The 26,025-nt window shown below is 37.1% G+C and carries 23 protein-coding genes; 3 read left to right on the top strand and 20 right to left on the bottom strand.

The window, feature by feature from the left end:
* Positions 1-36: 36 nt before the first annotated feature.
* From IGK81_RS02365 to IGK81_RS02280, 18 genes are all read right to left on the bottom strand, one after another.
* Positions 37-1,947, bottom strand: a complete 1,911-nt coding sequence (locus IGK81_RS02365; RefSeq protein ID WP_034699585.1) for a peptidoglycan amidohydrolase family protein — start codon at positions 1,945-1,947, stop codon at positions 37-39.
* The gene (locus IGK81_RS02360; protein WP_051641770.1) at positions 1,940-4,390 is read right to left on the bottom strand and encodes a VirB4-like conjugal transfer ATPase, CD1110 family; all 2,451 of its coding nucleotides are present in this window, start codon (positions 4,388-4,390) and stop codon (positions 1,940-1,942) included. Before IGK81_RS02360 ends, IGK81_RS02365 begins: the two co-directional genes overlap by 8 nt.
* Positions 4,329-4,706 (bottom strand): PrgI family protein, encoded by a 378-nt coding sequence (locus tag IGK81_RS02355; protein ID WP_010720014.1) that lies wholly within the window; start codon positions 4,704-4,706, stop codon positions 4,329-4,331. Before IGK81_RS02355 ends, IGK81_RS02360 begins: the two co-directional genes overlap by 62 nt.
* 33 nt (positions 4,707-4,739) lie before the next feature.
* The gene (locus tag IGK81_RS02350; protein WP_080704607.1) at positions 4,740-5,582 is read right to left on the bottom strand and encodes a hypothetical protein; all 843 of its coding nucleotides are present in this window, start codon (positions 5,580-5,582) and stop codon (positions 4,740-4,742) included.
* Positions 5,583-5,586: 4 nt separating this feature from the next.
* Positions 5,587-5,790, bottom strand: coding sequence for a hypothetical protein (locus IGK81_RS02345; protein ID WP_010720016.1), 204 nt, complete (start codon positions 5,788-5,790; stop codon positions 5,587-5,589).
* A gap of 1 nt (position 5,791) precedes the next feature.
* Positions 5,792-7,489 (bottom strand): immunoglobulin-like domain-containing protein, encoded by a 1,698-nt coding sequence (locus IGK81_RS02340; protein WP_034699580.1) that lies wholly within the window; start codon positions 7,487-7,489, stop codon positions 5,792-5,794.
* A 76-nt stretch (positions 7,490-7,565) separates the two neighbouring features.
* Entirely contained in the window at positions 7,566-10,598 is a 3,033-nt protein-coding gene (locus IGK81_RS02335) for a SpaA isopeptide-forming pilin-related protein (RefSeq protein WP_412003931.1), read from the bottom strand.
* A gap of 96 nt (positions 10,599-10,694) precedes the next feature.
* Positions 10,695-10,895 carry a hypothetical protein gene (locus IGK81_RS02330; protein ID WP_010720019.1) on the bottom strand — a complete coding sequence of 67 codons (201 nt, stop codon included), beginning with the start codon at positions 10,893-10,895 and terminating at the stop codon, positions 10,695-10,697.
* Positions 10,896-11,234: 339 nt separating this feature from the next.
* Positions 11,235-11,495 carry a hypothetical protein gene (locus IGK81_RS02325; RefSeq protein WP_034699578.1) on the bottom strand — a complete coding sequence of 87 codons (261 nt, stop codon included), beginning with the start codon at positions 11,493-11,495 and terminating at the stop codon, positions 11,235-11,237.
* A 123-nt stretch (positions 11,496-11,618) separates the two neighbouring features.
* Positions 11,619-12,500, bottom strand: a complete 882-nt coding sequence (gene rbsU, locus IGK81_RS02320; protein ID WP_010720021.1) for a ribose/proton symporter RbsU — start codon at positions 12,498-12,500, stop codon at positions 11,619-11,621.
* A 23-nt stretch (positions 12,501-12,523) separates the two neighbouring features.
* A complete protein-coding gene (gene rbsD / locus IGK81_RS02315) occupies positions 12,524-12,919 on the bottom strand; it encodes a D-ribose pyranase (protein ID WP_010720022.1) in 396 nt (131 codons plus the stop codon).
* Between the two features lie 17 nt (positions 12,920-12,936).
* A complete protein-coding gene (gene rbsK, locus IGK81_RS02310; protein WP_010738416.1) occupies positions 12,937-13,845 on the bottom strand; it encodes a ribokinase in 909 nt (302 codons plus the stop codon).
* A 321-nt stretch (positions 13,846-14,166) separates the two neighbouring features.
* Complete coding sequence (manA, locus tag IGK81_RS02305) at positions 14,167-15,126, bottom strand: mannose-6-phosphate isomerase, class I (RefSeq protein ID WP_010720024.1); 960 nt, start codon at positions 15,124-15,126, stop codon at positions 14,167-14,169.
* Between the two features lie 38 nt (positions 15,127-15,164).
* Entirely contained in the window at positions 15,165-16,190 is a 1,026-nt protein-coding gene (locus IGK81_RS02300; protein ID WP_010720025.1) for a serine hydrolase domain-containing protein, read from the bottom strand.
* Positions 16,191-16,660: 470 nt separating this feature from the next.
* Positions 16,661-17,509, bottom strand: coding sequence for a VOC family protein (locus IGK81_RS02295; protein ID WP_034699576.1), 849 nt, complete (start codon positions 17,507-17,509; stop codon positions 16,661-16,663).
* 209 nt (positions 17,510-17,718) lie between these two features.
* Positions 17,719-19,608 carry an ABC transporter ATP-binding protein gene (locus IGK81_RS02290; protein ID WP_010738420.1) on the bottom strand — a complete coding sequence of 630 codons (1,890 nt, stop codon included), beginning with the start codon at positions 19,606-19,608 and terminating at the stop codon, positions 17,719-17,721.
* Positions 19,605-21,332 carry an ABC transporter ATP-binding protein gene (locus IGK81_RS02285; RefSeq protein WP_034699574.1) on the bottom strand — a complete coding sequence of 576 codons (1,728 nt, stop codon included), beginning with the start codon at positions 21,330-21,332 and terminating at the stop codon, positions 19,605-19,607. The genes IGK81_RS02290 and IGK81_RS02285 overlap by 4 nt, the downstream gene beginning before the upstream one ends.
* A gap of 15 nt (positions 21,333-21,347) precedes the next feature.
* Positions 21,348-21,995, bottom strand: a complete 648-nt coding sequence (locus tag IGK81_RS02280; RefSeq protein ID WP_034699572.1) for a TetR/AcrR family transcriptional regulator — start codon at positions 21,993-21,995, stop codon at positions 21,348-21,350.
* A gap of 218 nt (positions 21,996-22,213) precedes the next feature.
* On the opposite strand from IGK81_RS02280, the gene IGK81_RS02275 reads away from it, so the two are divergent.
* The gene (locus tag IGK81_RS02275; protein ID WP_010720030.1) at positions 22,214-22,834 is read left to right on the top strand and encodes an NAD(P)H-dependent oxidoreductase; all 621 of its coding nucleotides are present in this window, start codon (positions 22,214-22,216) and stop codon (positions 22,832-22,834) included.
* Positions 22,835-23,008: 174 nt separating this feature from the next.
* Here the strand turns inward: IGK81_RS02275 and IGK81_RS02270 are convergent, their stop codons facing one another.
* The gene (locus tag IGK81_RS02270) at positions 23,009-24,163 is read right to left on the bottom strand and encodes an AI-2E family transporter (protein WP_034699570.1); all 1,155 of its coding nucleotides are present in this window, start codon (positions 24,161-24,163) and stop codon (positions 23,009-23,011) included.
* 8 nt (positions 24,164-24,171) lie between these two features.
* Positions 24,172-24,525 (bottom strand): PTS glucitol/sorbitol transporter subunit IIA, encoded by a 354-nt coding sequence (locus IGK81_RS02265; protein ID WP_034699568.1) that lies wholly within the window; start codon positions 24,523-24,525, stop codon positions 24,172-24,174.
* 135 nt (positions 24,526-24,660) lie between these two features.
* Here IGK81_RS02265 and IGK81_RS02260 point away from each other — a divergent pair, with 135 nt between their 5' ends.
* The gene (locus tag IGK81_RS02260; RefSeq protein WP_034699565.1) at positions 24,661-25,692 is read left to right on the top strand and encodes a lactonase family protein; all 1,032 of its coding nucleotides are present in this window, start codon (positions 24,661-24,663) and stop codon (positions 25,690-25,692) included.
* Between the two features lies 1 nt (position 25,693).
* Positions 25,694-25,855: a hypothetical protein gene (locus IGK81_RS02255; protein ID WP_010720034.1), complete on the top strand. Its 162-nt coding sequence runs from the start codon at positions 25,694-25,696 to the stop codon at positions 25,853-25,855.
* The last annotated feature ends 170 nt before the right edge of the window (positions 25,856-26,025 follow it).

Below are 26,025 nucleotides of genomic sequence, written 5' to 3'. Positions count from 1 at the left end.
CAATCGTTGTAAATAATTGATGTTTATTTCTGATTTTTACCCGCTCCCTACGATTCGATAAAAGTAAACTGGTGCCAGTTGTGGATCACCATAATACCCTGCAAATGGAGTAATGACGACATCACCATTTTGACTAAATCCTTTTTTCGTAGCGGGTGTACAGTGAATAATCGTTTTTCCACCAGCATCTAAAAAGAATCCTGTATGCCCAAAATCGCCCGACGAATTACCTTTTTCTCCCCAAATAAATAAGTCACCTGCTTGTACTTCGGAATAGTTGATCGGATAGAGAAGTTGTCCTTCCAAACCATAAAGTGTTTCTGTATTTCCCAACGGTACATTTAGTCCCATTTCATTCAACACCCAAATTACGTAAGACGAGCAATCGTGATAGGGAAATACGCCTCTTTGGTTTCCCTGAGAATAATACACACCTTTTTGATGAAGACTTTGTGCTTTAGCTAAAAGAGCCTCATGAAAGTCAGAGAATCGCTCCCACAGCAATCCCATCTCTTGCTTTCCACCCAATTGCACCATTAATTGTTTGATCGCAGGCACCCAATAACGATTGAGCCCCATGGGATCATTTGTCGCATCAATCGGGCAATAGACCGCTCCTAATTGTTCGACAGTTACTCGTTGCTGGTCAATAATCAGCTTTTTAAGTGTTCGACCAGTTGCTTCGATTCCTTCGTCTAACGTACGATATGAAATTAAACCTTGATCATTCATTAGACCAGCTGGGTTATTTTTTTCTAAGATTCCTTTACTAGTTCCCCAGGCACTTTCATGAATCATGATCGCCGCTAAGATCACCGGTGAGATGCCGTTTCTTTTTGCTTCTTGTAAAATTTTATCTGCTCGATCGCTAAACGCATGACACTTAAGCAGAATCAATTGCCGAAATGTCCATTCATCAAATGACGTGTTTTGATTACCAGAGTCTAATTGGAATGTTTCCGAATATGCTACTTCTTCAAAATAAAAACTTGGATTTACTGATTGTCCATTTTTGGAATATTCAATGGTTACTTCATTTTCTTTCTCTACAGTTCCAATCAATTCCCCCGAAACGACTTCTTGGTCATGATTGACTAATGGTGAAACATTCTTTAAGACAAGCTGTCGATTATTGAATTGGATCACGATTGACTGATCAGTCACAGTCGTTTTCCCAGCCATCGGAGCATATAATTCTATATTTTTCTCAGCTTGTAATTGGATTCCCCGAAATAGCTTTTTTTCTTGGCCATCGAGAAAGTAACCATATCTTTGATTGACCATTAATCGATGATCTTCCTTAAATGGCGATTGTAGTTCCATCAATTGACGATAACGACCAATCGTTGAACCAGCATTCAATCGTTCTTTCAATTCTTCTGTCCATTCAATGATCTGAGTAAAATATTTTGTTGTTAATGTTGCTTCGTTCCCTTTTGCATGAAGGGACCATAAGTTATCATGGATCTCATGGATTTTCGCTTTGATTACTGGATTTTCTAGTTCCACATTCTCATAACAAATACCCAAATAAGACAATACTTCATCAATATTAGAAACCAAATTCATATCTTGTGTCATTCCCATCTGTCCGTTGATTTTAATCATGTTATGCTGCTGACGAAGCACTCGATTTTTTTCAACATCCAAATGAGTCATGTACGTCCAAATATTTGTTAATTCAAATTCATTGATATTGGGTACACTCGAATAAATGACACTGGTTATCCCTATCGTCAGTAAGAATAGTAATACACAACTAAGAACCATGAGTGATCTAAAAAAATGCCATTTATTGGGCTGAACAGCTAAGAACTTACGACGCTTTTTTCTGAAGGGAACTAACATTTTATTTGTAACGCTCCGTTTTATCGATTGATTCAAGCTACTTGATAGAAAAATTTTCCGATACTCGTTGTCTCGTTTGTTCCAATTAGATTTATTCATCGGATTGTTCCTGTTTTCTTTTTATCCGTTCCTCGGGATCAGTCGTGATTAATTCATATAATCTTGTGGTTGAATCAACGGTATTAGAAAAAGGCACGATTGCATGACCTGCACGTATCAACCCTGCACCTTTTGGCGGATGGATCAAGTGTTTTTGTTGTTGAGTAGAAAGACGAAAAAGAGTAGAAAGTTCGTCCAGATCACTTTTAGCCTGTTTTAGCATAATGATAAATTCAGTGTTGCATAGCATCCTCCGTGCTTTATCTGAAAGCAGTAACGTCTCCACATTTTGCGTGATCCCTGTAGGAATTGCTCCCCACTTTCGGATACGACTCCATAATTCAAAAAAATAATTTTCACAGTAAGGATCATTTAGCATCAACTGCATTTCATCAATGTAAATCCACGTAGTGATCCCTCGATCCCGATTACGTACCACCCGATTCCATACTTGCTCTAAAACCACCATCATCCCAAATGTTTTTAACTGACTTCCTAACTCTTTGGTGTTGTAGATGATAAAACGCTTATTTAACTCAATATTTGTCGTATGGGAAAAAATCGCTAAAGAACCTTCAATATATAATTCTAAGTCTAATACTAGTGCCTGCGCTTCTTTTTCCGGCTGTTCTTTGAGCAACGTAAACCATTCCTTCGCTAATGTTGGCATTTGCTTGTCCTGAGAATGAAAATAGTTAAAATAAGTCAAGCGAGTCACACGATCAATGATGGAACGTTGTGCGGAATTCAAACCCGATTGTCCACCGACCAAAGCTTCAAATGCTGTTAACAAAAAGTCGGATTTTAATTTTACTGGATCAACTTCCCCACTTAAATCATCTGTGATATCCAATAGATTGATAAATGTATCGGTGTTTGGTGCAATTTTAACAATTTGCGCATCAAAAGTTTGCCCAATTAATGTATCTTCATCTTCAGGATCAATCGAGATGATTTCGTCTGTTGGATTTTTTAGTAGTGTAGTAATTTCTTCATATTTTTTGGCTACCCCTTTTCCTGAGCCTGAACTACCTAAAATCATTCCACTTGGGGTATTCAACCGTTTCCGATTGATCCGAACTACATTTTTCGTTAGCTCATTCATTCCATAGTATTTACCCTCCTCGTGGTCAAGTTCTTGCGCAGTAAATGGAATAAAGATAGCTGCACTTGCTGTAGTCAATGTTCGGCGGGTTGCTATCCAATTTTTTCCAAATGGAAGGACGGAGTTCATCCCTTCTAGTTGTAGATAATCCAAATAATGAAACCCACAACCATTTTTTCTGGCAATACTCAAAACTCGTTCGGCTATATCAGTCAATTTTTCTTTTGTGTTTGTTCTGAAATAGACAAAAACCGAAACGAAAAATAAATTCTGTCCTTCTTTTAACAAATCATCTAATAATAAATTAGCTTCATTGATACTATTGGTTAATTCATATGGAATACTTGTATAAGGATCGTAGCCTTTTTGAGTTGCTTTTCTTTGAGCAGCGACTTTGTCTCCTTCCATATAGGCTTTTTTTATTTGAACCAGATGATTGGCTTGCTCAGCCCCGACTGGATCAATGTGGATCGATAACGTGATTTCTTCGGGTATTTCCATCAATTCTGCCATGAGTTTATCTGACAATCTAGCTGGATAGTCTTTTAGGTAAAGAATCTGGGCATATTCCTCATTGATTTCAAAATAGTTTTTCTTTTTAAAATTAAAACTGGAAGGAGCAATCACAGCTTTTGTTGAAAGATGATTAAAGACTAAATCGGAATAGTTAAATTGAAAGTGTTCCGATGATTTCAACAACTGATTGACCAATTTTAGACGCTTTAAACCGTCTAATGGGTCAACCGTTGAGCCAATTTCTTCCAAATTTCCGATTAAATTCTTTTCGATTCGTCCCAATAATTGTTTTGCCTGCTCTAAGTGATTGGCTGGGGTACTGAAAGTCAAATAGTTTTCTTTTGTAAAACGATTCTCCCCTTCATTGATTTTTTGAAGAAGCATCTGATTGACTTCTTCACGATAGCTATCATGTTGATCGCCTTTACTCTCATAAAAAAGCTTATCCGTCATCTCATCAAGCTCAACTCTTTTTTTTAAGATCGTGATTGTTAAATGGATCGTATCATCAAGACTGTTCAATAGTTCGCCATATTTTTGGAAAATCAACAATTGTTCGTCTTGTTGAGCAATTTGATAATTCACATCTGAAAATCGAACACTTTTGGAATAATAATTAGGCACAATTTCACAAATGCCACTTTCAAACATTTTTTCATAACGCAACAAATCTTGGACATTACGCTTTGGCGCTAACTTTTTTTGATATTGCCCTCTTTTTTTCTTTTGTTTTTGCATCAAACGAATAAATTTTTTATTATTAGTTTCCGTACTCAACTTGTTTTCTTTCGGCACGCTTACTCCTTTGACCCACCATGGCATTTGAATACAACTCCTCTACAATAGGATAAGTATAATAATTCGCCAATTGAAAATAATTCCATCGAATCTGCACATACTTTTCTAAAGGTAAGTGATTAGGTGTCAGCCAGCCCACTGACAAGATAGGGGCACTGAGTACCATAAAAACGATCCCGATATCATCAATCGGATACTTCCAACTGACATAATTTAAAATGCCCAGAGGAACAATCAAAAGCAACGTTACAACAGCAGAGATAAATTGTCTTAACGAAACGCCAAAAAACAATTTTTCTTGGTAGGTTAAAATTTCTTTTCGAATTGGTACTTCAATCATCGATTTTATTTCCCTCCAGTTAAAAATGATTCTCTAGGCAGTTGCAAGAATGATTTTTGCCCATTTATTGGTATAAAATAAACTAGCACATAATGTTAGACAATTCCCTGATATCCCACTGATCACTGCAATCATTCCCTGTTTTTCATCGATTGAAAACACAGAATGTACGAGCAGTGGATAAAAACTTAATATAATAAATAAGAGAATCCCTTGCAGGGAGGAAGCACAAACTAATTTCAAAAAATTTTTACCAATCGAACTAACTTCTTCATTAAGAAACGTCACAAGAGGTAATGGAGAAATGCTAAAATACAAATAAATTTCAAAAAAACGCATGAAAATAACCAGTTTTGTTAGCACACTTGTTAGTACGGATAAAATCAACGGGATCAACAAAATAATTAACAACGTAAGTTTTTCAAAAAAGCCCCAATGGTAGATTCCCTCAATCAATGAAAGAACATCAACAGCCTTACTTCCACCTTCTCGAATCCCAATTTGACTGATACCATTACTGATTGTTGTACTAATTTCAACGATCATATGGATAAATATTGTTAAATGGCGCATGATCAACAGGCTTACTCCTAATTTAAGAAAGAGCGGGAGGAACAACTCCATGCCACCAAAACCGGAATAATTTCCATAAATTTTTTGTGCCATTTGTTGAAACTCCAGCAACAGTAAAAAGCCTAGTACAGAATAAGCAATTGGTTTGATCACTCCATTCCTAATTAACTCACTGTATTGATAGATATCAGGTAGATAGGTTTCTAGATTTTGTAGTAGCATATTCTTAGGGTCGTTTGAAAAATTTAATTGATCAGCAATTGTTTGTAGTAAAAATTTGATTGCACCGTCCAGCTTAGCCACTTCCTTAGATTGAAATAGTTGCTACCCAAGCGCCAGCTGCAACGATAACAGCCCCACCAACGATCTGAAAAAGAGCATTTTGCATTCCGGGACCATTATGTTCTTTGATAGCCGCGCCGAGTTGAATAATCCCCCATACAGTGAGCAGACTGCCAGAAGCAAGTACTCCTTTTGAAAACAACGACATCGCTTGCTCAAAATAGTCCATATTATTCTTTCTCCTTTTCTATCGCTTGTTGATTCATAACTGTTACTTGGTAACTAGCATGTACCCGCTCAAAAGAATCACTGATACTCAAACTGACAGTGTAAGTTCCTGGTTTGTTGACATCGACGTTTTCAGTCACTTCGACATCTGTTAAAGATAATGTTTCTTCTTTGTCGTAAACCTCAATTCCGGCTAGCGGATCAAACGCCTCTCCAATAGTTAGCACCTTATCGGCTATGCCTATAAATCGTGGTGGTTCATTGATGACCGTGATTTTCCCATAACCACTGGTTGTTTTGCCATTTGTATCAGTGACTTTAAGAGGAAGCAAATATTTTCTTAATTTAGATGTATCGATCCGATTCCATGCTGCTTCATCTATTTCAATATTTAATCGTTCTAACGGATCTTCTCGATCTGAAACAACCAGTTGTGCAAAATAATCTTCTTTCTTCAAAGCAGAGAAAACATTGACTTGAAGATCCGCCTGGATGATTTTAGGGGCTTCATTCGTTACTTGTACGAGAAGTCGTCTCTCCTCTGCATATTTTCCATATCGATCTTGCACATTGCCAATCCTAAAGAAATATTTTCCTTCTTTATTGGAATCGAAATTAGTTTCTAAGATATTGGTTTTAGTTAATGAGATATCTCCGTCTTCCCTATCCCAAGCTTTCACATAGTCGAAAATATTCAACTCTTGATTTATCTGATGGTCAATCCATTCGGGTATATGGATTACCGGTGCATCATTTTCAATTTTGATAAACGCTTTCGTTTTCGCTTGAGCCCCATGTCGATCATTGACAGAATAAAGCACCTCATAGCTTCCTTCTTTGTTGATATCTAGATTTGTTTCGACTTCAATCTTTGCAGTTAAATCCCCATCTTCTTGGTCCATTGCGGATACTCCTGCTAACAAATCAACTGGTACACCGATCTGCTGGTACATTGTCGTCTGCTTCAAGTTGATTTTCGGTAAGCTATTAACAAAAAAGTAGATGGTGGCATCTGTAAACATTCCTGCCGAGTCGGTGACACGGATCGTAAATTTTTGCTCGCCCAGCTTCGACGTGTCAATAAAATTATGTTTGACTGTGGGAAAAGCGTCGTTACCCGTAAGAATCTCAAAATAGTCTGTTGGTTCAAATTTACTGTATTGCTCAATGACCATGTAAGTGGATGCTAGTGAAATTTGTGGTCTCTGCCAAGTCGTTTGGTCACTCTCACGATTCTTTTCTTTTTCAACAGAAACTGGAGGGGCCTCATAGACTGGGGCTTGTTTACTATCCGCTCTTTCTTTTGAAGTTTCTAAAGTTGTGACTTCTGTTTTCTTTTTTTCTTTAGCAAAGGCAACGACTAATTGCGCTACCTCATGCTCTAGTTGTTGAAGTGGCAATTCTGTTCCCTCAGTTTTAGAACTAAAATAGTCAAATTGTTCCATGACTGCGATTGCCGGATCATGATCCTCTTCAAGAAAATAATGAGTGGGTATTTCTTCTTTTTCTATGTTTTTTGTATCAATGATATTTGCTACTTGTTTTTGTTTACTTGCTACTGGTTTTTCTTGATTGTGACTCAGGTAGATGCTAGTAATTCCTGTGATACTTCCACTGATAAAAAGGAACAAAAGTCCATATTTTATCCTGCCTAGATTCTTTTTCGATAACTGATCTACAACGATTGAACGTTTCACCATTCTTTAGACCATCCTTTCTTTTATTTTCTAAACACTTTGATCATACTTTTAGTAAAAATAAGCGAAATCAATTTTTTCACAACTTTACATGTTTCTGCTTTTTTTGAAGATAGAGATAACTGCTAACGATAATAATCAAGCTCAATCCAAGAAGAACCATCTCTAGCGAACGTCGTTCATTCGTTTTTGGCAATATGCTTTGCTTTAATAATAATTTTTCTTTTTTTAATGTAATTGTCTGATCTTTGTTCCTTAAATCATCCTCACGTCCTACTTCATTTTTTTGCTCTTCTTCGTAATATAAGACGTGGGACGCTGTTAATTGATCGCCATCTTTGAGGATATTTGCCTTCAACTCAAGAAATACTTCAAATGTATCTTCTTTGTTCTTTGGAGTGTAAGTTGATGTTGCTTCACTGACCACTTCTCCTGTTTTCGTATTCTTATATTGCGTAAAAACAGTATAAGTGTGTCCGATTTCGATTGCCTCGCCTTTGACCCACACCACATCTTTCAACTGATTATCTACTGTTGGATCAAGTGTTTTTTCGCCAGCAATATCGGTAAATAAAGAGGTCAACTCTAATGGTTCCCGTTCATTGTAGGCTTCAAGAACAAGTAACTCGCCGTCCTTTTCAACCGTGACAGAAAAATCCATTGGTTCTTCTAATGGCAAATAGCCTGCCAAAGGTTCCACTTCAACAAATTTATAGTTGCCATAAGGTAGTGCCTCTACATTGATTTTCCCTTCTTTATCAGTCAAATATTTTTCAACTAAGATTTCAGTCAATTCTCCATTTTCATCCGTTGCTATGTTGTATAAATGAAATGGGACATTTTCTAATGGTTGTTCATTCAACCGATCTCGTTTGATCAATTGGATATCTTGTCGAGCTAAGCGATTCGGAATTTCTAAACGAATCAAGGCATCCGCATTCTCTTTTGTGACACTAAAAATGAGTGGTTCTTCTAGTGGTACATATCCTTCTGGTGCTTTGATCTCATGGAGTTCATAGCGATCCACACCCCAAGGCAAACTTTCTGTGGTAATGATTTCGCCTTTGTCATTGGTTTCAAAAATATCGGTCTGTTCCGTGTCATTGGGTCGTACCATCGAAACAAATTTGCCTTCTCCTTCATTTGCCCAAGTATCAAAAATTTTGAACTGAGCGCCTGCGTAAGGTATGTTCTCGCCTGTTTCTTCATCCACTTTGATGATATGCAATCGAGATTCAATCACTTTATCTTCCAATAAAAAGAAATGGGTATAGCCGTCTTCCGTGATCGTCACTTCAAATGGTTCGATCAATAAATAGCCATCCACACCTTGGGTTTCTTCAATGGTATAAGTGTCATAAGGTAGATTCTCAAACTTGAAATACCCGTTCTTACCAGTGACTTGGATATATTCTTGTCCAGTGGTGTGAGAAGTAGCTGTCAGTTCAACGCCTTCTAAAGGTGGCTTTACCCCCTGTTGCTCTTTCGCCAGTCTGGCAATTACTTCAAAAACGGTTTGAGCAATCAAGGGGCGTGAACCAAACTTATAGCCTTCTACATTTCCTTTGATGACGCGATCAGTCACCGTTTTACTGTGAAGCGCTACGGTTTCATTTTGTCCAGCATACGTGAGATTAACGGTATGTTTTGTAGCATCCAAATTGTAGCCTTCTGGCGGTTCGATTTCCTGTAAGTAATAGGTTCCCAGCTTTAATCCTTTCACCTCTGCTTGTGCTACGCCATCGACATCTTGCATCGTTAGTTTACTAATAGAAGTCCCATTCTTATCGGTTAGCTCGTAAACAGCTCCTACCAATTGAGAAGCCCCTTGTGGTTTACTGCCTGTTTCTTCATCTTCTTTGATCACTTTGAGATTTGCTAGTTGCTCTTTATTATCTAAACTGATTGTGGTGGTCTCATTGGCTTTGATGGTCACTGTCTGAGGTGTGGCATTGAGGACATAGCCATTCGGTGCTTTGATTTCCTGGATCGTTACTTTTGTGTCGACTAACAAATCATTCCAGGCAGCATAGCCATCAGAACCTGTAGTGATTTCTTTGGTTTTTCCATCAGACGTAGTAAAACGAAAAACGGCACCTGCCAATGGTTGCTTGGTCGTTTCATCTACTTTGCGTACACGGGCATTGCCGTTTTTTAAAACAGTTATGGTTAAAGAAATTTTTCTATGTTCATTTAATCTGCCAACCATCATATTTTGGGTATATGGGTGTTGATAAATTAGCGGAACACCTTGAAAAGTAGAGGCAATATCATAGTCAAATTCAACTCGACTAGTCGCTTCTGCATTTTTGTTGGCAAGAATCGTTAATTGATTTCCTTTTTTAGAAATACTTAGTCCTTGTGAGACGAAAGATGGTAATGACTGATAATTACTAAAGGCATGGGTCGTGTCAGTTAAGGTGATACTTTCTCCAACTTTTAAGTTTATCGTTTGTTTGTCAAAAGAAGGTGATGTATAGAAATAATTGACATTTTTCATGACAGCAGATTTAAAGGTTTGATAGTCCGTCATCGAAAATACCCCTGAAATACTTAACGGTGTAATCCCTTGTTGTTCCCATGCCAAAATTTGAGTCATCAATTCTTTTTTCAACGTGTGGCCCGAAACCATCAGCCCGTAATACTTAATCAAAGAAATTTTTTTCATCTGTTCAGTATTTCGCTCAGCGACTGTATAGCCAGAGTTATTTCCAAGATTAAGTGCAGCACCTGGTTCTATGCACAAGGCAATTTCATTGTTGATCCGTTTACCGTACCAGCCATATTCACGTACACCGTTCGATAAGCGAATATCAATATTGGAGATATGAGCATTGGGGTCAACATAAATCGTTTGATTGTTTCGTTGGTGGGTTTGAGTTTCTCCTAAAGCAGCATGAATCGAGTGAGTGATGTAATTCGAAGGAGTTGTCGTATATAATTTGCCGTCTTCAGTTTGAATCAACTGATTCTCTTGAAGAAAACTTATCTTACGATCGTCTTGATCTGTATTTTCTAAATTTCCTGCTAAAACAACAAGTGGTCGGCAAAACGAAACGGATAATAAATGAATGATCAAAAATATGCGTACAACTAACTGGTATTTTTTCATCGAAATTCTCCTGTTTTTTGATAATAAACCTGCTTATCTACAAAAGTTCTCTCATAAACATAGAATTACTACTGACACTAAAAAACAAAATATTCGCTACTGAATCAAGCGAATCACATATTCATTTTTAGTGCGGTCATACCTTAAAACGCCACTTTTTTGTATCTGATTGATCAATTTTGCTTTGTCTCCATTTGTCCATCCATCTTGATGAACAAGCTGTTCATATTCACGCAAAGTAATCTGTTTTCTTTTACTACTACGCATAAAAGTTAATAATCGCTGGAGTTCTGTCATCAAGTTGTCACTCCTTAAAAATTTTAAGGCCACACCATTTTTAGGATAAATGGAAACCTGACTTTTTTAGGAAAAAGCCAACCCATATCCTCACGGTCCTCGGAAAAAATATTACGTAAGAAATTTTTCTTCAAACCATTAATCACAGTTATCGGTTCCGTCCTCCGTAAGAGATTCTAGTCATACTTTTGCTGTTAGCATGCCAACACTAACAGGACTGTCATTTAGTTGAGCATCGATAAAGATTGACAGCAAATCATCGTTATCAGTTAGATTGCTAACCAGTAATGATGCTCACATATAACGTTTTCAACGAACAAATATGTTTTTTTGCAACGACTAAACTTGCCAAGCTTTTACTTTCATTGGTCGTTCCACGTACTGTAAGTTTTGTTTTGTGTTCCTTCGTTTAGCAAAGATAAGACCGCCAGAAGAAACGGCTGTTTTTATTTGTGGATAAATCTTGTAGTCAGGTAATTCTTTTTTTGTCTCTTGATTGATAAACTGTCCATTCCCTAAATTAGCCCACGTAGAACCATCAAATAATCGAATCGTTAGTGCTTTACTTCGAATTGCTTTTTTTTTACAGATTCGTAACACGTAAATCCCTCCTCACTCTATAATTACGATTTATTTGCGATTCTTCCAAAAAAAATAAAAGACATTGATCAACTTAAGTCAATCAATGTCTTTCAGTTCAGCTTATTTTGTTTTGGGGAAGAGTTAGATCATTACAGTGATCGTAGCAGCAGCTAAAATCAAGACTAGTCCAATAACTGTAACAGTCATTTCTTTCTTGGTTTTCTTTTGTCCTAGGAACCAAATACCAGTCAGTGTCGCTAATACTACGGATGTTTGAGAAAGAATAAACCCTGTTGCTAACCCATTCATATCTGGTTGAGCTGAAATTAAATAAGTTAAAGCAGCGAAGGCAAAGAAAAATCCTGAAAAAATATGTTTATAAGAGACAACTTCGACAAACGCTGATTTTTCTTTAAAACTTAAAACAGCTGAATAAACAACAGCAACGATTACCATACCAATTGCTTGAGGTAAAAAGGCATGCATTCCATCAATTGAAGTTGCTTGAGGAGCTGCGGAATAAGCCCAGTAGCCGATTTCACCTACTGCTAACAAAAGGACCGCTTTTTTCAATAAGTTACTGCCTTCTGTATTTTTCTTTTCAGTCCAAACAGTCATCCAAGCACCTAAAATAATCAAAACTAAAGCAAAGGCACCCAAGACTTTCGCAGTAGCGCCTGGCCAATTTCCTAAAGCAAACACGCCCCACAATGAAGCCCCTAATAATTGAAAAGCAGTAGTAATAGGCATTGCACGAGAAGAACCAATCAAGGTAAAGGATTGGAATGTAATGATTTGGGCGATTGCCCAACCAACACCAGATAAGATTGAAAAAGTCAGGTCAGATCCTGTTGGTAACTCCATTCCTTTATATAAAGCAAAAACAATTGCAAAAATCAATGTTCCTAATGTTGAACCTAAAATTTGATTGACCGGACGTCCCCCGATCTTAGATGCGATCGTAGGATATAACCCCCAACCAAGTAGTGGGCCTAAGCCAATTAAAAGCGCGGTAGTATTCATGGTAGACTATTCCTCCTTCTTTTTTAAAAAACGACGCCGCTTTCTAAAATAATATTAGCATAAGGTGTCATTTCCCCTGTGCGAATAAACGCATGACACTGATTCAAATCAGCTTTCATTTTACTATGAGGGATAAAAGTAATAGGTGTTTCAGGTAGCCGTTGTTGAATTTCCGATAATACTTTAGGGTTTTCTGACTTGATTTCTTCAGCTAAATAAATACGTTGAACTTCTAACTCTTCAAGCACATTGTTCAAGACTTCCATAAAGCTTGGAATACCATTATCTACAGCCAAATCGATTTTTTCAGTTGTCATCGGCACGGGCATACCTGCATCACCGATACTTAATGTGTCAAAATGTCCCATTTGTGCGATTACACGAGAGATATCTGAATTGATTACTTTTGATTTTTTCATAATAAAAACGTCCTTTCTTAATTCAATTCTTGTTTATATGGAATAGAAGGTTGTGCGCCAAAACGTTGAACAGTCAAAGAAGAAGCTTTATTTCCATAGGTAATTGCTTCCTCTAAATTACTAAAATCAGTTGCTAACATGCTACTCATCGCACCAATGAATGTATCACCTGCAGCTGTCGTATCGACTGCATTCACTTTGAACGCTGGCACGATCCCATTTTTGCTGTTTTTAATCGAGTAAAATGCGCCTTTACTTCCGATCGTGATAATTACAACTTCGATTCCTAATTGATGTAAGTGAGCTGCAGCCTGTTTTAAGCTTTCTTCGTCCGTAATCGAAATCCCTGTTAAAATTTCTGTTTCTGTTTCATTAGGAATAATCATATCTGTTACTTTCAATAACTCTTCAGGCACATTTTCTAATGCTGGGGCAGGATTCAAAATTGTTTTTACCCCAACCTCTTTTGCTAGGTTAAAAGCTTCAATCGTACTTTCTACAGCGCTTTCAAACTGTGCAATGATAAAATCACTTTTTTCGATGATCGCTTTGTTTTGTCTAACTTGTTCTGGTGTAAACGCATTGTTCGCTCCGGCATGGATCATAATGCTATTTTCCCCAGCATCATCAACAATGATGTAAGCTTGACCAGTCGCTTGGTTTTCAAGAGTTGCTACACCTTGTAAATTGATTTCTTCTTGTTCTAAAAGCTCAGCCATTGTTTTGCCAGCTTCATCGGTACCAATCGCTCCAATAAAATGAGTAGTAGCTTCTGAACGTCTTGCAGCAACTGCTTGGTTTGCTCCTTTTCCTCCGCCAGCTGAAAATGTTTCTTTCGTGTGGATCGTTTCTCCTGGTTTAGGCATGTGTTTAACTCGGATGGTCCGATCTAAATTAATGCTACCGATAACTGTTACAGTGTTCATTCCTTCATCACTCCATATTACATATTAATTGAATCAAACGCCATTCATCAATAATTAAAACGTTTTAACTCTACACCGAAAATATACCACAGATTGAAAGCTATTTCAAGAACCTATTTTTCCTAATTTTTTATTAGCAATCAGCAGCTTCATTTTTACCAGCATTCTAAAACAAAAAAGCTGAACACTTGTGCTGACTTGCTTCAGTTAGATCTTGGTCTAACTTAAGACATTCACAACACAAGGCTCAGTTTTTTTATTTCACAACACTAATCAGAAAAAATAACCATCTGCAAAGTTAACTAATAAATCACTGATTCTTTATTTCGATGCTTTACCTGGTTCAGAGGCAATGATTGATAACTCTCCTTGAACCGTCCATTCTGTCACATCATTTGGTAAAATAAAACTTGCCCCTTTAGTTAATGGGTAAATTTTTTCATTAACAACTAACTCTCCTGCTCCATCGATTACTGTCGCTAATGTATAAGGTGCTTGTTTTTTAAATGATGTAATTCCTTTGATATCCCATTCATAAACATTAAAAAACTCGGTCTCTAAATACGTAACGATCGAAGAATTCCCTTTACGTACTTCTTTCATTTGAATCTGTGGCGTAATAGCTGGAACAGTTGTCACATCAATTGATTGTTGGATATGCAATTCACGCGTATTGCCATTGGCATCTTTACGGTCATAATCATATACACGATAAGTCGTGTCCGAGCTTTGTTGCGTTTCTAAAATCATGATCCCTTTACCAATTGCATGGATCGTTCCACTAGGGACATAGAAAAAGTCGCCTTTTTTAACTGGGACTTTTTTCAATAAGTCATCCCAACGACCCTCTTGGATCATCTCAGCAAGTTCTTCTCTTGTTTTTGCATGATGGCCATAAATGATTTCTGCTCCAGGTTCAGCATCAATGATATACCAACATTCTGTTTTTCCTAACTCACCTTCGTGCTTCATTCCATAAGCATCATCTGGATGGACTTGTACTGATAATTCATCTTCTGCATCTAAGATTTTAATTAATAATGGAAAGACAGGCTCAGTTGGGTTGCCAAACAATTCCTTGTGGTTTTGCCATAACTCGTCTAATTTTTGTCCTTGGTATTCACCGTTTTCAACGACACTTACACCATGTGGATGTGCGCTGATCGCCCAATCTTCACCGATTTTGTCATTAGGTATATCAAATCCAAATACTGATCTTAAACGGCTGCCTCCCCAAATCTTTTCTTGAAAAACTGGTTTTAAAAACATAGGTTCTTGCATAGTTCAAACTCCTCTCAATGTTCATAGTTATTATAGCATCATTTTTTTAATAACGCTTTCTCTTTCAAAAATTTTTCAACAATTTCATCACGACAACGAATATAAGCTTCACGATGATCCGTTGGATGGATACGGTTTGATAAGAAAATAAATGCTTCTTGTTCAATAATGTCAATTAGTAAGAACGTGCCCGTATAACCAGTATGAAAAAGAATTGGTTGCTGTTGTTCTAATCCTTTTTTTAAATCCCATCCTAAGGAACGATTGCCTTTTTTCGTTGGCGTATGATCTTGTAAAAGTGAGCGAATCGTTTGTTCTTCTAAAAAACGCCCATTTTCAGCTTTCCCTAAATTCAAATACATTTTTACAAAGGTAATACTGTCCTCTAAATCAAGAAACAACCCAGCATTTCCTGCATGCTCAGCGAGTACTCTCGCTTTAGGATCATGTGTAACGCCCCGCAAAACCTCACCTGAAGCGAGTTGTTGTGTGGGAACAATTCTTTTAGAAGGATAAGGTAAAAACGTACTGTGCATCATCCCTAAAGGCGCTAATACTTGTTCTTCAAATAATTCTGTGGCTGGCTCTTGGAAAATCTCTTCAAGCATCAATCCTAATAAAATCGTGCCTGCATCTGTATATTTCACTAATTTCCCTAACTGATCACCAGGTTGAAGCTTTAAATAGGCTTCGATCAGCTGTTCTTGAGAGAGTTGATCTCGATTAGGAATCCAAGTTTCAATATTTGATGTATGAGTCAGTAAATGTCGTATCGTGATTGTTTCATTTTCAAAAGCCGGTAAATAATGGTGTAACGGTTTGTCTAAGTCGATTTTACCATCTTCCCACAAGCGCAACACTAGACTGGTGGTAGCGATCACTTTTGTTAAAGAAGCCACATCAAATAATAGATCTGCTGTCATTGGTTGGGTTTCAGGTACGATCTGTGCATGACCTGCTGAAAAAGTTTCAACATGCTTATGCTTAATAAACGCACCAACAACACCAGGATAATAACCTTCTTCAAGTTTATTTAAAATCAACTGTTTCGTTTCTGGGTACATTTTATTCTCCTTCTCTGTCGAAGAAATCAATTTTTGTTCATCATGCTAAATCAAATCATATAGCTTTCTCCAAGAGGATGCAAGTAGATAAAGGTCGTGAAAGAAGCGATTAGCTCCGAGCGAATAAGAGAGGATTTTTTAAAATAGCTTCTCATATTTTAGAAAATCATCGCTTATTGCTGAGGAGTTGCTTCTTGAACGCCGTGGGTAAGGTCGTGAAAACATCGGTCAGCTCCAATGACAATAAGAAAATTTTTCAAATCAACTTTTCTTCCATCATCTTATATCTTAGAGAAACTTCTTTAGTTGAAGAGTTGTTTCTGGTATCTCTTTATATATTGAACAAAAAATCAGCTTTCGATTTCCGTTGTTGCTTGTGATGCGCTTTGCCAACAATGAACAAATGCAAAAGCCCCTAAACATCAAATCGTTAGGAGCTATTTCTACCTATTCAATTATTTGTCTTCGCTTTATTTTTTGGCTTTTTTTGTATCGATCACAAACCACCATTCGATACCAATCGCATCATAAATTGTTAACACAGTATGCCTTTGATCGATAAAGAAGTCAACTGCAGTTTCATTTAAATGCTGAATCAACTGTTCCATGCTTTCTTGATCAATCACGAATTTCAAGAAATCTAAACCTAATACTTCATGAGTCGGCAATGCTAATGCCTCACTATTTGCTTCTGAGATTCCTACATGGAAGTTCCCTTCATTTAAAACATGTAATCCGCTCTTTTCTTCCCGAACTTTTAGTCCCAGTAAATCACTTAAAAAACGGCGTTCTTCTTCGCTATCAAAAACGTTTAAATGGATTTTTTCAAAGTAAGAATTAGCGGATAATTTTTTGTAACGCTCTTCTGACTTACGTAATAATGACTCTTGATCCATTGCTTCTGGTTGATTTCGTTCTTGAACATTGTCCTCTTCGTGATAAATTTCTAATTCGTTACCTTCTGGATCCTTAAGTAAGATCCCCATGCGCCCTTGATCTTCTAACGCATCTTCAATTGGATAGTTTGTTTTACGGATACGGGAAAGGATATCAGCCATTTCTGCTACCGTTGGAATAATCAATGAAAAACGTTTCAGTTTTTTGATTTCCCCAATGTAATCATGCGCTCTAGGACTTTCTTCTAGCAATAGCATCTCACTATTTTGCTCTTGTGTCCCTAAAATAGCTAATTCATTTTCTTCCCGTTTCAAATCAAAACCGATCGTATTTTTGTAAAAATCAATCATTTTATCTCTATCTTTAACCCGGATTGCTACACTTTTTAGGTAAGTAGTAGACCCCAATTTAAATTCTTTCATTTTTCTTGCTCCCCTCTACGTCCAGCTTTATTTTAACGATGCTTCACATTTCTTTCAAGCAATAAATGGGTTTTTATTAAAAAAAATGTGAGAATTTTCGCATTTTCCACGCAATACTGCAATTATTTTTAAATAACATTCATTATAATAAATAAAACGCATGGAACGCTTCAGATGCTCTTTCCATGCGTTTTACTATTAATGAATTGTTAAGAAACAGCTTCTTCGGAAAACTGGCTGTTATATAAATCAGCATAAAATCCATCTTTTTCCATCAATTGATCATGATTTCCCGTTTCAACAATTGAACCATGGTTCATGACAATAATGTTATCAGCATCTCGAATGGTTGACAGACGGTGAGCTACTACAAAGCTTGTTCGATTTTCTAATAAACGATTCATCGCTTTTTGGATCAAAATCTCTGTCCGAGTATCCACACTAGAAGTTGCTTCATCAAGTATCAATACATCCGGATTAGCTAAAAATGCCCGAGCAATCGTGATTAACTGTCGTTGCCCTTGGGAGATGTTGCTGGCATCTTCATTTAATACCGTTTGATAACCTTCAGGCAGTTTGCGAACAAAGTCATCAACATGGGCAGCTTTGGCTGCTTCAATCACTTGTTCGTCAGTTGCATCATCGTTTCCGTATTTGATATTGTCGTAGATGCTACCTGTAAATAGCCATGTATCTTGCAGAACCATTGAAAATTGAGCACGTAAGTTATCTCGAGATAAATCTCTCGTATCTACCCCGTCATAACGGATACTTCCGCCAGAAACATCATAGAAACGTTCTAACAAGTTGATCAAGGTCGTTTTACCAGCACCAGTTGGACCAACAATTGCCACCATTTCTCCAGGTTTCACATCCAGATTAAAATCTGTCATCAATAGTTGATCTTTGGTATAACCGAATTGAACATTTTCAAAACGAACTTTATATGGTGTGTTCTCTTCAACAGGTAACCCAGATTTTTTATCAGACATTTCCTCTTCATCCAGCACTTCAAAAACCCGTTCCGCAGATGCAACAGTTGACTGGATCGTATTCATTAAACTTGCAAGTTGAGTAATCGGCTGTGAGAATTGTGTCGTATATTGTAAGAACGCTTGAACGTCCCCAAGTGTCATATTCCCATTTGCAACTTTGACCCCACCTAATACAGCAACAAATACATAGCCAAGATTTTTAACGAAGTTCATCAAAGGCATAATGATGGCAGAGATAAACTGCGCTTTCCACCCAGCAGCATATAACTTGTCGTTTTCTTCTTCAAAAACTTCTTGGTCTTTGGCTGTATGATTGAAAGTTTTGACGATCGTATGACCACCATAGGTTTCTTCTACTTGGTTGTTTAAGAGACCTAAACTTTTTTGTTGATCTGCAAAAAAGACTTGGGATTTGGGTGCAATGATCATCACGACGATCAAACTCAATGGAATCATCAGTAAAGCCACTAACGTCAATTGCCAACTAATAGAAAGCATCATAACGATGACACCGATCAAAGTAACTGCACTTGTTACAAACTGTGTTAAGTTTTGTTGAAGGGTACTGGCAATATTATCCATATCATTGATTGCACGAGACATGATGTCTCCATTTGTATGTGTATCATAATAAGAAATCGGTACACGATTCATTTTTGCTTCTAGATCATGACGTAACTCATAAACTGTTCGTTGCGATACTCGTGTCATAATAAATTGTTGCAAGAAATTGAATACTGCAGAAATCAAATACATCACAATAACCGTGGCGATGATTTGAGCAATTTTATCAAAATCAATTGGGAATTTAGAAATTTGTTGCCCCGCTTGCATTTGTTTTGCACCAGCCATCACCCCATTAAAAATCTCAGTAGTTGCTCTCCCTAATACTTTTGGTGTTTGGATCTGGAAAATGACTGCTGCGATCGCTAATACAAATACAGCAATGATCGCAACCGAGCGTTTTGACATATAGCCAAATAAACGTTTCACTGTGCCCCAAAAATTCTTTGGTTTTTCTCCTTTTGCCCCAATGTTTCGACCGGGTCCGTGACCGCCGCCAGGCATTGGTCGTTGAGAAGGTTTGGTCGTTCCTTTACTCATGCTAGATCCTCCTCTCTTAATTGTGAATGAACGATTTCCTGATAGGTTTCATTCGTTTTAAGAAGTTCATCGTGTGTGCCTTTGCCAACTAGTTTTCCTTCATCAAGGACTAAGATCATATCCGCATCCATTACTGTACTTACTCGTTGTGCAACTAAAACCGTAATACTTTCTTTCATATTTTGTTTTAAAGCTTGACGTAATTTTGCATCTGTTTTAAAGTCCAAAGCCGAGAAAGAATCATCAAATACATAAATGTCAGCTGGTTTGACTAATGCTCGAGCAATCGCCAAACGTTGTCTTTGCCCACCAGAAAAATTTCCTCCGCCTTGTTCAACATGACTGTCTAATCCCTCTTCCATTTCTGAAACGAAGTCTTTGGCTTGGGCGATTTCTAACGCTTTCCAAATCATTTCATCAGTAGCATCTGCTTTGCCGTACTGCATGTTTTCTCTGATCGTGCCAGAGAACAACATGGCTTTTTGTGGAACAAAGCCCATCAATTCACGCAAATTATACTGAGTCATATCGGTAATACTTACACCATCAATCTTGATTGTTCCTGATTCGACATCGTATAGTCGTGGGATAAGATTGACTAAAGTAGATTTACCCGAACCAGTTCCACCAATAATCGCAACAGTTTCGCCTGATTTTGCTGAAAAATCAATATCTTCTAATGCCAGCTTCTCAGCTCCATGGTACCGGTAGTTGACATGTTCAAATGAGATTGTGGCAGCTTTACCTGCAGGAGTCACCTCAGTTGGGTTCTCAGGATCTGAGATACCTACTTTTTCATCTAATACTTCATTGATCCGATCAGCAGAAGCTTGCGCTCGAGGGACCATGATAAAAATAGCTGAAAGCATCATAAAGCTAATTAAAATTTGCATAGCATACGTCATAAATGCAATTAGGTTTCCGACTTCTAACGTCATATCTGCTATGTAGTGTCCACCAAACCAAGTAATTGCTACGTTTGTTCCACTCATAATTAAGGTCATCATCGGCATCATCAATGCAACGATCGTGTTGACTTTAATTGCTGTATTTGTATAATCTTTGTTCGCTAAATCAAAACGATTTTCTTCAAAACGTGTCTTATCAAACGCTCGGATTACCCTTACCCCTGTTAATCCTTCACGAAACACTAGGTTCAAACGGTCTGTCTTCTTTTGCATGCTCTTGAATAGTGGTACCGCAAAAAACATGATTCCGCCGATCACCACTAGCATGATTGGAATAACTACTAAGAAAATTTTGGTTAATTGATGATCTTTTTGATAAGCAAGAAAACTTGCGCCAACCAATGTGATCGGTGCATTGATCATCATTCTTAAAAACATTTGCGTAACCATCTGGATTTGTGTCACATCATTAGTTGTACGGGTAATCAAGGATGCTGTACCATATTTGTCAAATGCATCTTTTGTTAAACTTTCAGATTTTTTATAAACATCGGTACGTAATTGCTTTCCTAATTTTTGTGACTCACGTGTAGCAAAAAAGGTATTTGCGATCGCTGCGATGATACTAATCAAAGAAAAACCGATCATAACAAAACCTGTTTGCCAAATATAATCAACATCACCTCGTGCTACACCTTTATCAATGATATTTGATGTGAGCGTCGGCAAATAAAGATCTGATAAAACTTGGATAACCATGAACAACGTGGCTGCAATAGCTGAAGTCAGTGAAATCCGTTTGACGATTTTTAGCATGTAATTCCCCTCTTTCTATTGATATACGCCGTCTTTCAACCATGATAGTTTTAATTTAAATTCTTTAATGGCATGATCCACGGAGTAATTTTCGTTTTTTGAAAATGATTTATAGGCATGAGCAATCGTAGTAAAGACGATATTCATGATCAATTGGATCAGTAGTTCCAGTTCATGATCATCGTTTACTTTCAGTGTCGTTCGATCAATCAATCCAATTAATTCTTTTGCCTCTTTTTGATGTTTTGCATGTGAATGACGCTGCTGATCATCTTTTGTATGTGGCACGACTTTACGAGAAGCACGATAGTCCAAGTTCATGAAAAGATTACGATAAAAAGAAGCATTTTCCCCGACTAAAATCTCCCGAATGATTTTAGTAAAATAAAGCTCGAATCCTTCGAATAAATCCCCATCGACATCTTTTATCAGTTGGAACATATCTTTTGAACTATCACGTCGAACAGTTTCAAAATAATAATAGTAAAGATCCTCTTTGTCTTCAAAATACTGATAAAAACTACCTCTAGGGATTTCTGCGATTTTCACGATATTTGCGATGGAAGCATCTTTTAATGGTACTCTGGAAAATTCAATCCTAGCTGCTTCTAATAAACGTTTCTGCTTTTCCTCTGGTAGATGAAAAAAAGTTTTCGTAGGCATCTTTTTCCTCCTTCCTAAAATGACACACTGTCACATGACACTATGTCATTATAACACCAAGAAGATGTTTTGCAATGCTTTTCCATATTTTTTTCATGAAAAGACTAAAAAAATTCATAATTAAAAATCGAACCTTAAAAAAACTTGATAGCCTTTTCTCTTTCAAGTAAACTAGCTATGTTAGTCAGATAACAAGTCAGCTTAAAGGAGAGAATATTATGGCATCAGTTTTAGTAGTAAAAGGGCACCCATTAACTGCACAGGAATCACGTTCAGTTAAAGCATTAACAACTTTTTTAACTAGTTACAAAGAAAATCATCCGGAAGATGAAGTGACTGTTTTAGAGCTTTATCGTGATGATATCCCAGAAATCGATGAAGAATTACTTTCAGGATGGGAAGCACTTCGGGCAGGTGCTGAGTTCTCTACTTTGTCTGAAAGTCAACAACAAAAAATTGCTCGTTTCAATGAATTGACCGACCAATTTCTTGCTGCAGACAAGATCGTTATTGCAAATGCTTTATGGAACTTGAATATCCCAACAAAATTAAAAGCTTGGTTTGACACCGTCAATGTCGCTGGCAAGACATTCCGTTATACTGAAAACGGACCAGAAGGATTAGTTTCTGGTAAAAAAGCTTTGCACATCCAATCCAACGGAGGCATTTATAACGGTCAAGACTTCGCTTCTCAATATGTCAAAGGCATCTTAAACTTTGTCGGTATCGATCAAGTGGATCAATTATTTATTGAAGGTATCGACTATACCCCTGACCGTGCAGAAGAATTGATGCAATCAGCTTTAGATAAAGCTGCAGCATTTGGTCAAACGTTCTAATAAAAGCTACTTGCAGGTTTACTATAAAGTTAGTCCCTTACTAACTTTGATTGTTGCATAGCGAGTACCTAAAAATTTATTAAAAAAATTAAAAAAAACGAAGAATCTCGAAAATAGTTAAACTATTTTCGCTTTCTTCGTTTTTTTAGTCATGTGTTTTTAGTGCACAATTGGTTAGTCACTTTGTTTTTCTTCATATAAACTAGAGATAGTTGTATACCATTCAAAAACATGTGAGATGACCACTTTTGCTGCAGCATATACTGGAATACCTAAAATCACACCGACGATTCCAAACAGCTTCCCAGAAGTTAATAAAACTAATAAGATCGTGACCGGATGGATCGCCAATTGATTCCCTAAGACTAATGGAGAAATCAATCGTCCTTCAATCGTTTGTTCTAAAGCAAATACGATCAATACTTTGATCAACATGATCGGTCCCGCCACGATTCCTAAGAATACGGCCGGAATCATTGCTAAAAATGAGCCTAGATAGGGAATCAAATTTAAAAAACCGGCAATGATCCCTAAGGTGACTGCATAATCGAGTCCAATGATCGCAAATCCAATCATAAACATGATCGCTACTGCAAAAGCCACAGTCAATTGTCCACGGATATAAGAAGAAACTTGATCGTTCATTTCACTTAATACTTTCAAAGTTGGTTTTCGCATACGTGTTGGTAGGAAATTCACAAAATAAGGGGCAAGTTGCTTGCCATCTTTCAATAAATAGAAAAGGATAAACGGCATAGTTAGCAAAGCAACAATAATCGTAGCAACTGCTCCCACAAAACTTCCTAAACTTTGAACCGTACTTTTTGAAATATCTTGGAGCATATCCCCCGCTGAACTCATGAACTTATCGCCAGTAGCTTCCAATTGTTCCCTAAATTGGTTGAATAGAGGATCTCTTAGTATTTCTGTCAACTTATTATCGATCGTATCCACATATTGAGGAAAATGATTGATAAAACTCACGGTTTGCTCTTGGATTTTAGGAATGATTACCACTGTTCCCCAAGCAATCAGTGCCACGACTAATACAAATAACCCGATGATGCTATAGAGTCTTGGAACTTGGCGCTTTTCCAAATAGTCAACAACTGGATTCATCAAATAATACAAAATTGCCGCTAAAATAATGGGTAAGCCAACGATCGCCAGGAATTGCCAGATCGGGGCAAATAGATAGGACACCTTAGTAAATAAAAAAACGATCAATAAGATCAAAAGTACTATTAATAACGCAGTAACGACTTGATTATTTAAAAACCATCGCCAAAACCAAGAGACTGGTTTTGATCGCTTGTTTTTTCCTTCCATAATCTCACCTACTTGTATTTGATTTGTGTACCGACATGAATCTCAGGTAACTGATGTGGTGTTAAGTAAAGACCGTTCACAATACTATTTTCCTCAGAATAATGATCAAAAATCAGCGTAACATGCCCTACTGTGTTTAAATTTTCATTTGCCAATCTTCCCACATGTTCAATCTGATATTCTTGTTGATCAAAAAAAAGTGAATCCCCTTTTTTTAATGAAAATTTTTCGGTAGAAGTAATCTTTTGGATCACTGAATAGTTACGTAGTGTAGTTGTTGCTGTTCGATCAAATAAAATCAAGATCGGTTCTTGTTCACTTACTGCATTTTCTCCGATTTCTTTGATGGTTGCATGAATCATTTTATTCTCTCCTTTGTTACAAATTCTGTCGCTCACTCTATATTCAGTATAACATATTCTCATTGTTTAACTCTCCTGTTTGAAATGTGCTAAAATAAACAAGGAACCTATTTCATACATTCTAGGAGGGATAAAATGAAAGAAAAAATCATTTTAGGGACGTACACAAGACGTGTGAGTGAAGGAATTTATACCATTGAATTAGATACAGAAAAAGCAGAAGTCTCAGGATTGAAGCTAGCTGTAAAAGAAAATAGTCCAACTTACTTAGCAAAAAGTGAAGCTGGTAATCTTTATAACGTCACAAGTCTGGACGGTTTAGGTGGGATCGGGGCTTACGATCAAGAATTCCATTTTTTGAATGCGGTAACAGAATCAGGCGCTCCTTTATGTTACGTTGCAGTTGATGAATCTCGTCAATTAGTATATGGTGCTAATTATCATAAAGGTGAAGTCAATGTTTATCGTATTCTAGACGATGGAGGTCTCGAAGCAACTGATGCCGTTTTTCATCAAGAAGCAACTGGTCCTCATAAAAATCAAGACCATGCACATGTCCATTATACTGATTTAACTCCAGACAACCGCTTAGTGGTTTGTGACCTAGGAACGGATCGGGTCTATACGTACGATGTATCTGATCAAGGAAAATTAACTATAGTTTCTGAATTTGTGGCAGAACCTGGAACTGGTCCCCGCCACCTTGTCTTCCATCCTGCAAATGAAACAATTGCTTACCTATTTGGTGAACTTGATAGTACTGTTCGTGTGCTTTCGTATAATAAATCCCAAGGCAGCTTTAAAGAAAAACAAAAAATTAGTACACTACCAGATGATTTTCAAGGAGAAAATGGTGGTGCTGCAATTCGTATTTCAGATGATGGTCGATTTGTATATGCTTCCAATCGTGGCCATAACTCAATTGCAGTCTTTGCAGTTTCTGAAAAGGATCAACTGTTGGAATGTATCCAAATTATTTCTACTGAAGGCGATTTCCCTAGAGATTTCGCTTTAGATCCGACGAACGACTATGTCTTATCTGCCAATCAAAATACCGATAATCTTACGCTTTTCGCGCGAAATAAAGAGACTGGTTTACTAGAATTACGCCAAAAAGACATCTATGCACCAGAATGTGTCTGTGTTTATTTTGAAAAGGAGCAGTAACATGAACAAAGATGAAGTATTGGATCGATTACGGGAAGAGTTAGAAATTCCTTTTTTCCAAGGAAAGTTAGAAGAAAAAGAATATAGTGAAGCAGATTATCAAAAATTAAAACAAGATTTACTTCAATATTTTGATGATTATGTCAGAAATGTTGAAAATTAAATAAGTGATCGGAAAAGCGTTACTTGATTTGATCATGACGAAAACTCGAAACAAGTTTTTCACGTTTCGAGTTTTTTTGCTTAGTGCTGAAACTCCGCCGGGTATATTATTTGTTCATCTGAACTACATTGTTTTCGGTGAACGATTTGTTGAGAGCAGCCTCTATAAGT

It is taken from the genome of Enterococcus sp. DIV0703 (assembly GCF_051711065.1).
GTDB classification, from domain to species: domain Bacteria; phylum Bacillota; class Bacilli; order Lactobacillales; family Enterococcaceae; genus Enterococcus_B; species Enterococcus_B hirae.
The sequence above is the reverse complement of the archived record's forward strand: the minus strand, read 5'-3'. Positions and strand labels throughout refer to the sequence as shown.

Bases quoted from the DNA above. Each gene is read 5' to 3' on its own strand.
- IGK81_RS02265 (WP_034699568.1), bottom strand. From the start codon at position 24,525: ATGATTCATGCAACCATCAAAGAAATCGGAGAAAATGCAGTAAGTGAA.
- manA (WP_010720024.1), bottom strand. From the start codon at position 15,126: ATGCAAGAACCTATGTTTTTAAAACCAGTTTTTCAAGAAAAGATTTGG.
- IGK81_RS02275 (WP_010720030.1), top strand. From the start codon at position 22,214: ATGGCATCAGTTTTAGTAGTAAAAGGGCACCCATTAACTGCACAGGAA.
- IGK81_RS02340 (WP_034699580.1), bottom strand. From the start codon at position 7,489: ATGGTGAAACGTTCAATCGTTGTAGATCAGTTATCGAAAAAGAATCTA.
- IGK81_RS02355 (WP_010720014.1), bottom strand. From the start codon at position 4,706: ATGATTGAAGTACCAATTCGAAAAGAAATTTTAACCTACCAAGAAAAA.
- rbsU (WP_010720021.1), bottom strand. From the start codon at position 12,500: ATGAATACTACCGCGCTTTTAATTGGCTTAGGCCCACTACTTGGTTGG.
- IGK81_RS02345 (WP_010720016.1), bottom strand. From the start codon at position 5,790: ATGGACTATTTTGAGCAAGCGATGTCGTTGTTTTCAAAAGGAGTACTT.
- IGK81_RS02335 (WP_412003931.1), bottom strand. From the start codon at position 10,598: ATGAAAAAATACCAGTTAGTTGTACGCATATTTTTGATCATTCATTTA.
- IGK81_RS02300 (WP_010720025.1), bottom strand. From the start codon at position 16,190: ATGTACCCAGAAACGAAACAGTTGATTTTAAATAAACTTGAAGAAGGT.
- IGK81_RS02255 (WP_010720034.1), top strand. From the start codon at position 25,694: ATGAACAAAGATGAAGTATTGGATCGATTACGGGAAGAGTTAGAAATT.
- IGK81_RS02285 (WP_034699574.1), bottom strand. From the start codon at position 21,332: ATGCTAAAAATCGTCAAACGGATTTCACTGACTTCAGCTATTGCAGCC.
- rbsD (WP_010720022.1), bottom strand. From the start codon at position 12,919: ATGAAAAAATCAAAAGTAATCAATTCAGATATCTCTCGTGTAATCGCA.
- IGK81_RS02290 (WP_010738420.1), bottom strand. From the start codon at position 19,608: ATGAGTAAAGGAACGACCAAACCTTCTCAACGACCAATGCCTGGCGGC.
- IGK81_RS02280 (WP_034699572.1), bottom strand. From the start codon at position 21,995: ATGCCTACGAAAACTTTTTTTCATCTACCAGAGGAAAAGCAGAAACGT.
- IGK81_RS02295 (WP_034699576.1), bottom strand. From the start codon at position 17,509: ATGAAAGAATTTAAATTGGGGTCTACTACTTACCTAAAAAGTGTAGCA.
- IGK81_RS02330 (WP_010720019.1), bottom strand. From the start codon at position 10,895: ATGACAGAACTCCAGCGATTATTAACTTTTATGCGTAGTAGTAAAAGA.
- rbsK (WP_010738416.1), bottom strand. From the start codon at position 13,845: ATGAACACTGTAACAGTTATCGGTAGCATTAATTTAGATCGGACCATC.
- IGK81_RS02260 (WP_034699565.1), top strand. From the start codon at position 24,661: ATGAAAGAAAAAATCATTTTAGGGACGTACACAAGACGTGTGAGTGAA.
- IGK81_RS02365 (WP_034699585.1), bottom strand. From the start codon at position 1,947: ATGAATAAATCTAATTGGAACAAACGAGACAACGAGTATCGGAAAATT.
- IGK81_RS02270 (WP_034699570.1), bottom strand. From the start codon at position 24,163: ATGGAAGGAAAAAACAAGCGATCAAAACCAGTCTCTTGGTTTTGGCGA.
- IGK81_RS02360 (WP_051641770.1), bottom strand. From the start codon at position 4,390: ATGCCATGGTGGGTCAAAGGAGTAAGCGTGCCGAAAGAAAACAAGTTG.